Below are 7,670 nucleotides of genomic sequence, written 5' to 3' on the forward strand. Positions count from 1 at the left end.
CTATCCGCCAACTTAGTGTAGTCTGGAATATGGTTGACCCACGTGAGCGCACTGAACTCTATCGTATCTACGATGAATTCATGGCAGAACTGAACATCAATGTGATGGAGACTCGCCTCCCTAATAGTGTCCGGTTCCGCCGTGAGGGAAGCCGAGAACTCAAACGCGCTATCTTCCGGTCAACTCTGATACCGCCCGACAAGACACAGCTCCGTGGAAGCGGTGTTGAGGAACTGGTCGATGAGTTTCTAAAAATCACTGCAATGTAACGCTATGACGAAGAAGAACAATGGCGAGATTACACCCGACAATTTCCTCGACTCATACAAGCCCGTGTCACCTCAACGAAAAGGAGACCGAGGGACTACCGAAGCGAAAGCCGAACTCACCACGGTGGAAAAGGCACAAAGTAATGAAAGAGAAGCTGAGAGTATCATTTTACAGAGCCGGAACAATGATGTGGAGATGACACCATTGGAGTATCAGGAGATTTTTCTTCGACCCAACCTTGGTGAGTCAATGCGATATGGCAAGACCTATTACGTCAGCCGTGATGACTGCAAAAAGTTGAAGGCTCTTATGCGCTGCTTCGGAGAAGGCTATGACCGGTTCCCATTGTCGGTTTTCATTCACAACCTGCTTGAATACCATTTTGCCCAGTTCTCAGGGCTAATCAATGGCATGATGAGCAGGCAGTCAACACCAAACCCTTTTAACCAAAACGATGAATAACAATTCTTCCAATAAATCCGGTATCTCATTCTGGACAAAAGATGAATATGCCCGGAAATACTTCACCCGGCGACCGATTCGTCACCAACGCTGCATTGGTGTCACCACCGATATGCTTGAAGCAATCAAGGATGTAGTCAATCTCATTGCTATGGGGGGCACTACAGTTCGAGCATACGTCAGTGCTATCATTGCCGACCATCTCCAAGAATACAAGTTTCTGCATGAATACATGCGCCGGGCAATGTATAATAAGTTGGTTGTCGGTGACCTCGAAAAGTATCAGTCAACCTGCGAAAAGTATGATGAAAAATATCTGCAACCCAGCGTTGAGTCACGCAACGAAGCGTGGGTACATCTTGATGCTGACTGTGCTGATGCACTGAAGCAAATCGTAGCTTGGACCGGCAATGGAGTCACAATCGGCTCGTTCGCAGAGGCAATCATCAAGACGCACTTTGCCAATAACAAAGAACTCCTTGAATCCATGAAGTCGGACGTTTTTAACAGTCAGCCATGAAAGATATACTTCTTTCAGTGGTATTCATGCTCAACATGGGTTTCATCGTCCTATTTGCCATAGACTTTCTGAAAAGATATAAAACCAATGAATCTTCCGGAAAGAATGATGAGGCAGATGAGAACTCCAAAGATGTAACCGAGCATGAGCCTACATCCGCACCAGTCCGTAAGGCAGGTGTCGGCAAAAGCAAATTCTCAATGGATGATGTACGCAGAATTGCCGCCAAAGCATCCGAAAATGCGGTCTCCGAATTTATGGAGGAGATGGATATTGAAGATGTTGAGTTTGACGAAACAGAATCGCCTGAGAATACGGCCCAACTTAGTCCGGAAGAAATAAAAGCTGCATTTGAGACGGACCAACGCATTGCTGACGAAATATCGGATAGTGACGATTCTATCGCCACTCCCAATGCGACAGGTGCTGACTTTGATGAACTTGCACGTGCAGAACTGATTCTTGGCCGTAAGACTGAGCCGACAACAGAGGAACATCAGTATGTAGTTCGTGTATTTGCGAATTTCAAGAATACAGAACTGATGGATCATATTCCCAGATATATCCTCGATAAACTCGATGAGTGCCAACGTAAGGTTGAAGCCCTCGGAGTAAAGATTGAAACAACCGCTCCGGAAAAAGTCTCAGTTAATTCATTTGACGAGTTTATAATCTCTGATTTTATCCCAAAATCTCAAACCTTAACCCCTACAACAAGATGAATCCCATCAAATATCTCAAAGATAAAATCTCAAATATAAAGTGCCGTCTGACTCTGGCACTTCTCACCGCGCTCCTCAGCGCAACTCGTGCGTCAGCTGCCGGCAACGGGTTGAGTGGCATCAATGAAGCCACTTCAATGGTCACCTCCTATTTCGACCCGGGGACGAAACTGGTGTATGCCATCGGTGCCGTTGTCGGTCTCATTGGCGGCATCAAGGTTTACTCCAAATGGTCGAGTGGCGACCCCGACACCAGCAAGACTGCCGCCTCATGGTTCGGTGCCTGTATCTTCCTGATTGTAGCCGCCACAATCCTCCGCTCATTCTTCCTCTGATGGCTGAGTACAATATCAACAAAGGTATTGGAAGGTCGGTGGAATACAAGGGATTGAAAGCGCAGTATCTGTTCATCTTCGCCGGAGGATTGCTTGCGATGTTCGTGGTGTTTGTCATCATGTACATCGTAGGAATATCGCAATGGATCTGCATCGGCTTCGGTGTCACGGCAACCTCAATCCTTGTGTGGCTCACCTTCCACCTCAATGCCAAGTATGGCGAATATGGTCTGATGAAACTCTCGGCTGTGAAATATCATCCTCGCTACATCATCAACCGCCTCCGCCTCACACGATTAATCAAGAGTAGAAGAAAATGAGAAACACACTACGAGCTACTACGATGGAGTCAAAACTCCCGCTGCTTGCGGTGGAACACGGTTGCATCATCTCAAAGGACGCGGACATCACCGTGGCCTTTGAGGTGAGTCTCCCGGAACTTTTCACCGTAACCTCTGCCGAATATGAGTCGATGCACGCCGCATGGTGCAAGGCAATCAAGGTGTTGCCTCACTTCTCGGTGGTGCATAAGCAGGACTGGCTCATGAGCGAGACCTACAAGCCGGAACTCCAGAAGGAGGATTTATCATTCCTTGACCGGAGCTTTGAACGTCACTTCAACGAGCGGCCATATCTCGCCCACAAATGCTACCTGTTCCTTACCAAGACCACGAAGGAGCGAATGCGCCAGCAGAGCAACTTCTCGACACTCTGCCGTGGGCGATTGACTCCAAAAGAATTGAATCACGAGATGGTTGTCAAGTTCATGGAGTCGGTTGAACAGTTTGAGCGAATCATCAATGACACAGGCTATATCAAGCTGCGCCGACTTTCAGATGATGAGATTGTCGGAACAGAATCCACCTCCGGAATCATTGAGAAATATATGTCGCTGTCAATGGGTGATGTAAATTGCCTTGAAGACATTGACCTCTCGGCGAAGGAGATGAGAATCGGAGATAAGATGCTGTGCCTTCATACACTTTCAGATACAGATGATCTTCCCGGCAAAGTCAGCACTGACAACCGGTATGAGCGATTATCCACTGACAGGTCTGATTGCAGATTGAGCTTCGCTTCCCCCGTTGGTTTGCTTCTTCCCTGCAACCATATCTACAATCAGTATATCCTGATTGATGACCATGACGAGAACTTGGCAAGGTTTGAGAAGACGGCAAGAAATATGAACTCGCTTTCAAAGTACAGCCGAAGCAATGCCATCAACAAGGAATGGATTGACCGCTATCTCAACGAGGCTCATTCTTACAGCCTTATCTCGGTGCGCTGCCATTGCAACATAATGGCATGGTCGGATGATGCCGAGGAACTGCGGCGAATCAAGAATGAGGTCGGCGGTCAGCTGGCGACAATGGGGTGTATGCCACGACACAATACCATCGACTGCCCGACATTGTTCTGGTCAGCGATACCCGGCAACGAGGCTGACTTCCCTGCGGAGGAATCCTTCTACACGTTCATCGAACCTGCTGTTTGCTTTTTCACTGCCGAAACCAACTACCGCTCATCTTTATCGCCCTTCGGAATAAAGATGGTGGACAGGCTGACCGGAAAGCCGGTGCATCTCGACATCTCCGATGAACCTATGAAGCGAGGCATAACCACGAACCGCAATAAGTTCATCTTGGGACCGTCGGGAAGCGGAAAGTCATTCTTCACCAACCACCTCACCAGACAATATTACGAGCAAGGCTCGCACATATTGCTGATTGACACGGGCAACTCTTACGAAGGTCTGTGTAATCTGATCCACAACCGCACTCACGGCGAGGACGGGATTTACTACACCTATACTGAGGATAATCCCATATCATTCAATCCGTTCTTCACGGATGACGGGGTATTCGATGTGGAGAAGAAAGACTCCATCAAGACGCTGCTGCTGACACTCTGGAAATCCGAGGATGACAGGGTGACGAAAACTGAAAGCGGTGAATTAGGTTCGGCATTGTCAATGTTCCTTGACAAGATGGCGAAGGACAAGGAGATAGTTCCATGTTTCAACTCCTTCTATGAGTTCATGCGCGACGAATATAAGGTTGAAATGGCAAACCGTCCGATACCCATCTACAGACAGGACTTCGACATTGACAACTTCCTGACGACCCTGCGGCAATACTATCATGGCGGACGCTTTGACTTCCTGCTCAATTCAAAGGAGAACATCGACCTGCTCAACAAGCGGTTTGTGGTCTTTGAAATTGACGCGGTGAAGGACAACAAGGAACTATTCCCGGTGGTGACAATCATCATCATGGAGGCTTTCATCAACAAAATGCGAAGACTGAAAGGCATCCGAAAAGTGCTCATCTGCGAGGAGGCTTGGAAAGCGTTGTCAACCAGCACTATGAGCGAGTATCTGAAGTATATGTTCAAGACTGTCCGCAAGTATTTCGGTGAGGCTGTGGTGGTCACACAGGAGGTTGACGATATTATCTCGTCGCCGATTGTGAAAGAGACCATCATCAACAACTCCGACTGCAAGATTCTTCTGGATCAGCGCAAGTACATGAACCGTTTCGACCAGATTCAGGAGCTACTCGGTCTGACCGACAAGGAGAAAGCTCAGATTCTCAGTATCAATATGGCGAACAATCCAAGCCGACTATATAAAGAGGTGTGGATTGGACTCGGAGGCACACAGTCAGCTGTCTATGCCACGGAGGTGTCCGCTGAGGAATACTACTGCTACACCACTGAGGAGACGGAGAAGGTGGAGGTGCAGCGACTTGCTGCAAAACTCGGAGGCAACCTTGAAATGGCTATCCGCATGATGGCACAGGCGAGAAGGGAGGCTGCGACATGAAGATACCCAAAGTCTTTCATCCCATACTCGGAGTGTTGATTGGATTCATCCTCTTTCTCGCCGGAATCGCAGTCCTCTCGGTAGTGTTTGTCGGCATGATGAAAGCAATTGAATATGCCAAGCCCTTTCTCATGGAAGCATCCTTGACCATTAAAAACTGGCTTTCTCTATGAAGACACTTTTGAAAATTGCCATTGCTCTGATTCTTGGTACACTGGCAAGCGTGACAATTCTAATAACATTCCCTTTGCTTCTGCTCTATGTGGGAGTGAAGATAATCGGAGGCGCAGCCTCCAAAATCAACTAAAACTCAAAAACGTGAATAATTTTCTCAAAAATCTCAAACACAACTACTGGTACAGCGAGGATAAGAAACTCACTTTCCACTTTGAGACAATCAAAGGACTACCAGTAGTAACCGTCACAGAAGGTGGTTGCTTCCGTAGCAAGGAACGCTCATACATCCTCACTGCCACCTCATCAGACAAGGTAGCTACTTTCAGTGGCACCAATGGGCCAGTAACCATCGGTATCACAGAAAGCGGTGATGAACTCTTCGTCACTCCGCAGGGAGTTTTTCTCATGGATTACTATTCTACTGAGAAGAAAAACGAGGATGCCAAGAGCATCAATCCCGAAACCACAGTCAAGATTTCTTTCTAAAAACAAAACCAATGAAGCAATTAAAAATTCTTCTCACAGTATTTGCTTTTGTCCTACTCTTTGGAGTGGGCAAAGCAAACGCCCAATGGACAGTAATTGACCCGTCAAACATCGCCCAAAGCATCGTAAATAACTCCAAATCACTTGTTCAGGAAACATCTACGGCTCAGAATATGATTAAAAATTTTCAGGAGACCGTGAAAATTTACCAGCAGGCGAAGAAGTATTACGATGCTCTCCAGTCTGTCAACAATCTCGTCCGCGATGCCCGAAAGGTGCAACAGACAATCCTGATGCTCGGCAATATCTCCGGCTACTACGTCAACAACTTCCAGAAGATGCTCACTGACCCCAACTTCACATCGTCGGAACTTTCGGCAATCGCGTCCGGCTATACCCGAATATTGGAGGAAGCCAATGGTGTACTTGGAGATTTGAAGCAAGTCGTCAATATCACAACTCTATCCATGACTGATAAAGACCGTATGGATGTTGTCGATGATTGCTACAAGGAGATGAAGCGATTAAAGAATCTGACGGCATACTACACCAACAAGAACATCAGCGTGTCATATCTCCGTGCCAAGAAAAAAGCCGATACCCAAAGGGTTGTCAGCTTGTATGGTGACGGATCTGAAAAATACTGGTAATGCCTATGCCCAATACTATCTTATGTGCCATTGATTTTTCAAACCTGCACACTATCCTCCGGTCGCTCTATGATGAAATGATGCCGCTGTGCGAGGAAATGTCCGGTGTGGCTCAAGGAATTGCCGGATTAGGTGCGCTGTTCTACGTGGCATACCGAGTGTGGCAGTCACTCGCAAGAGCTGAGCCGATTGATGTCTTTCCGTTGCTTCGCCCCTTTGTTATAGGATTCTGTATCATGTTCTTTCCTACAGTAGTGTTAGGAACAATCAACACGGTAATGTCTCCGATTGTGCAGGGTACGGCATCAATGCTTGAAGGTCAAACACTCGATATGCAAAAGTATCGAGAGGAGAAAGATCGGCTGGAGTATGAACAGATGATGAATGACCCCTCCACCGCCTATTTGGTTGATGATGCTGAATTTGACAGGCAGATTGACGAATTGGGCGTGACTGAAATAGGTACTGCCGCCGGAATGTATATCGAGCGTGGAATGTATAAGGTGAAGAAAGCTATTCAGAATTTCTTTCGTGAATTGTTGGAAATGCTATTCCAAGCTGCATCCCTCACAATTGATACAATAAGAACATTCTTTTTGGTGGTACTATCGATTCTCGGACCGATTGCCTTTGCTCTTTCCGTATGGGATGGTTTTCAGTCAACGCTTACCCAATGGATATGCCGCTACATTCAGACATATCTTTGGCTTCCGGTTGCCGACCTGTTCAGTACGATACTTGCAAAAATTCAAGTCCTAATGCTCCAGAATGACATCTCGGAACTCACTAACAACCCGAATGTTGACATTGACGGAACGAACAGTGCTTATGTCATTTTTATGATCATCGGCATAATCGGATACTTCACTATCCCCACCGTAGCAGGCTGGATTATTCAGGCCGGTGGCATGGGCAGTTACAACAGAAATGTCAATAATGCTGCCCTTCAAGGTGGCTCATGGGCTGGTTCAATTGCAGGTGGAGTCGCTGGAAATGTTGCAGGTAGAGCCGGTAAACTTTTGAAATAACCTTCAAACACTGATTAAATGGAATTCAAATCACTCAAAAACATAGAAACCTCCTTTCGCCAAATCAGGCTCTTCGGAATTGTAGTGGTATGTGCATGTGCGGTGATTGCCATTTCGTCGGTATGTTTCTCTCTCAGTTTTGCAGAGAAGCAGCGTGAGAAGATTTATGTCCTTGACAATGGCAAGTCTCTAATGC

Annotated in this window: 11 protein-coding genes and 2 pseudogenes; all 13 read left to right on the top strand. The window is 46.9% G+C overall.

What is annotated here, in order from left to right:
* Positions 1-269: pseudogene (locus QZ310_RS13335) on the top strand (ParA family protein); the annotation flags it as partial.
* A 4-nt stretch (positions 270-273) separates the two neighbouring features.
* On the top strand, positions 274-732 hold the full coding sequence (locus QZ310_RS13340) for a DUF3408 domain-containing protein (RefSeq protein WP_276928994.1): 459 nt from the start codon (positions 274-276) through the stop codon (positions 730-732).
* On the top strand, positions 725-1,252 hold the full coding sequence (locus QZ310_RS13345; protein ID WP_297073714.1) for a DUF3408 domain-containing protein: 528 nt from the start codon (positions 725-727) through the stop codon (positions 1,250-1,252). The genes QZ310_RS13340 and QZ310_RS13345 overlap by 8 nt, the downstream gene beginning before the upstream one ends.
* Entirely contained in the window at positions 1,249-1,974 is a 726-nt protein-coding gene (locus tag QZ310_RS13350) for a hypothetical protein (protein ID WP_297073716.1), read from the top strand. The genes QZ310_RS13345 and QZ310_RS13350 overlap by 4 nt, the downstream gene beginning before the upstream one ends.
* Positions 1,971-2,309 (top strand): DUF4134 domain-containing protein, encoded by a 339-nt coding sequence (locus QZ310_RS13355; protein ID WP_297073718.1) that lies wholly within the window; start codon positions 1,971-1,973, stop codon positions 2,307-2,309. Before QZ310_RS13350 ends, QZ310_RS13355 begins: the two co-directional genes overlap by 4 nt.
* Entirely contained in the window at positions 2,309-2,629 is a 321-nt protein-coding gene (locus QZ310_RS13360) for a DUF4133 domain-containing protein (RefSeq protein ID WP_297073721.1), read from the top strand. The genes QZ310_RS13355 and QZ310_RS13360 overlap by 1 nt, the downstream gene beginning before the upstream one ends.
* Positions 2,626-5,133 (top strand): TraG family conjugative transposon ATPase, encoded by a 2,508-nt coding sequence (locus tag QZ310_RS13365; protein WP_297073724.1) that lies wholly within the window; start codon positions 2,626-2,628, stop codon positions 5,131-5,133. The genes QZ310_RS13360 and QZ310_RS13365 overlap by 4 nt, the downstream gene beginning before the upstream one ends.
* On the top strand, positions 5,130-5,306 hold the full coding sequence (locus QZ310_RS13370; protein ID WP_297073727.1) for a hypothetical protein: 177 nt from the start codon (positions 5,130-5,132) through the stop codon (positions 5,304-5,306). The genes QZ310_RS13365 and QZ310_RS13370 overlap by 4 nt, the downstream gene beginning before the upstream one ends.
* On the top strand, positions 5,303-5,440 hold the full coding sequence (locus QZ310_RS13375; RefSeq protein ID WP_297073730.1) for a hypothetical protein: 138 nt from the start codon (positions 5,303-5,305) through the stop codon (positions 5,438-5,440). Before QZ310_RS13370 ends, QZ310_RS13375 begins: the two co-directional genes overlap by 4 nt.
* An 11-nt stretch (positions 5,441-5,451) precedes the next feature.
* Positions 5,452-5,796: a hypothetical protein gene (locus QZ310_RS13380; protein ID WP_297073732.1), complete on the top strand. Its 345-nt coding sequence runs from the start codon at positions 5,452-5,454 to the stop codon at positions 5,794-5,796.
* A gap of 11 nt (positions 5,797-5,807) precedes the next feature.
* Positions 5,808-6,446 (top strand): DUF4141 domain-containing protein, encoded by a 639-nt coding sequence (locus QZ310_RS13385; protein WP_297073734.1) that lies wholly within the window; start codon positions 5,808-5,810, stop codon positions 6,444-6,446.
* Between the two features lie 29 nt (positions 6,447-6,475).
* A complete protein-coding gene (traJ, locus tag QZ310_RS13390) occupies positions 6,476-7,474 on the top strand; it encodes a conjugative transposon protein TraJ (protein WP_290088612.1) in 999 nt (332 codons plus the stop codon).
* 18 nt (positions 7,475-7,492) lie between these two features.
* Positions 7,493-7,670: pseudogene (locus QZ310_RS13395) on the top strand (conjugative transposon protein TraK); the annotation flags it as partial.

It is taken from the genome of uncultured Duncaniella sp. (assembly GCF_910577345.1).
Taxonomy (GTDB): Bacteria; Bacteroidota; Bacteroidia; order Bacteroidales; family Muribaculaceae; genus Duncaniella.

Bases quoted from the DNA above. Each gene is read 5' to 3' on its own strand.
- QZ310_RS13365 (WP_297073724.1), top strand. From the start codon at position 2,626: ATGAGAAACACACTACGAGCTACTACGATGGAGTCAAAACTCCCGCTG.
- QZ310_RS13370 (WP_297073727.1), top strand. From the start codon at position 5,130: ATGAAGATACCCAAAGTCTTTCATCCCATACTCGGAGTGTTGATTGGA.
- QZ310_RS13360 (WP_297073721.1), top strand. From the start codon at position 2,309: ATGGCTGAGTACAATATCAACAAAGGTATTGGAAGGTCGGTGGAATAC.
- QZ310_RS13375 (WP_297073730.1), top strand. From the start codon at position 5,303: ATGAAGACACTTTTGAAAATTGCCATTGCTCTGATTCTTGGTACACTG.
- QZ310_RS13340 (WP_276928994.1), top strand. From the start codon at position 274: ATGACGAAGAAGAACAATGGCGAGATTACACCCGACAATTTCCTCGAC.
- QZ310_RS13350 (WP_297073716.1), top strand. From the start codon at position 1,249: ATGAAAGATATACTTCTTTCAGTGGTATTCATGCTCAACATGGGTTTC.
- QZ310_RS13355 (WP_297073718.1), top strand. From the start codon at position 1,971: ATGAATCCCATCAAATATCTCAAAGATAAAATCTCAAATATAAAGTGC.
- QZ310_RS13385 (WP_297073734.1), top strand. From the start codon at position 5,808: ATGAAGCAATTAAAAATTCTTCTCACAGTATTTGCTTTTGTCCTACTC.
- QZ310_RS13345 (WP_297073714.1), top strand. From the start codon at position 725: ATGAATAACAATTCTTCCAATAAATCCGGTATCTCATTCTGGACAAAA.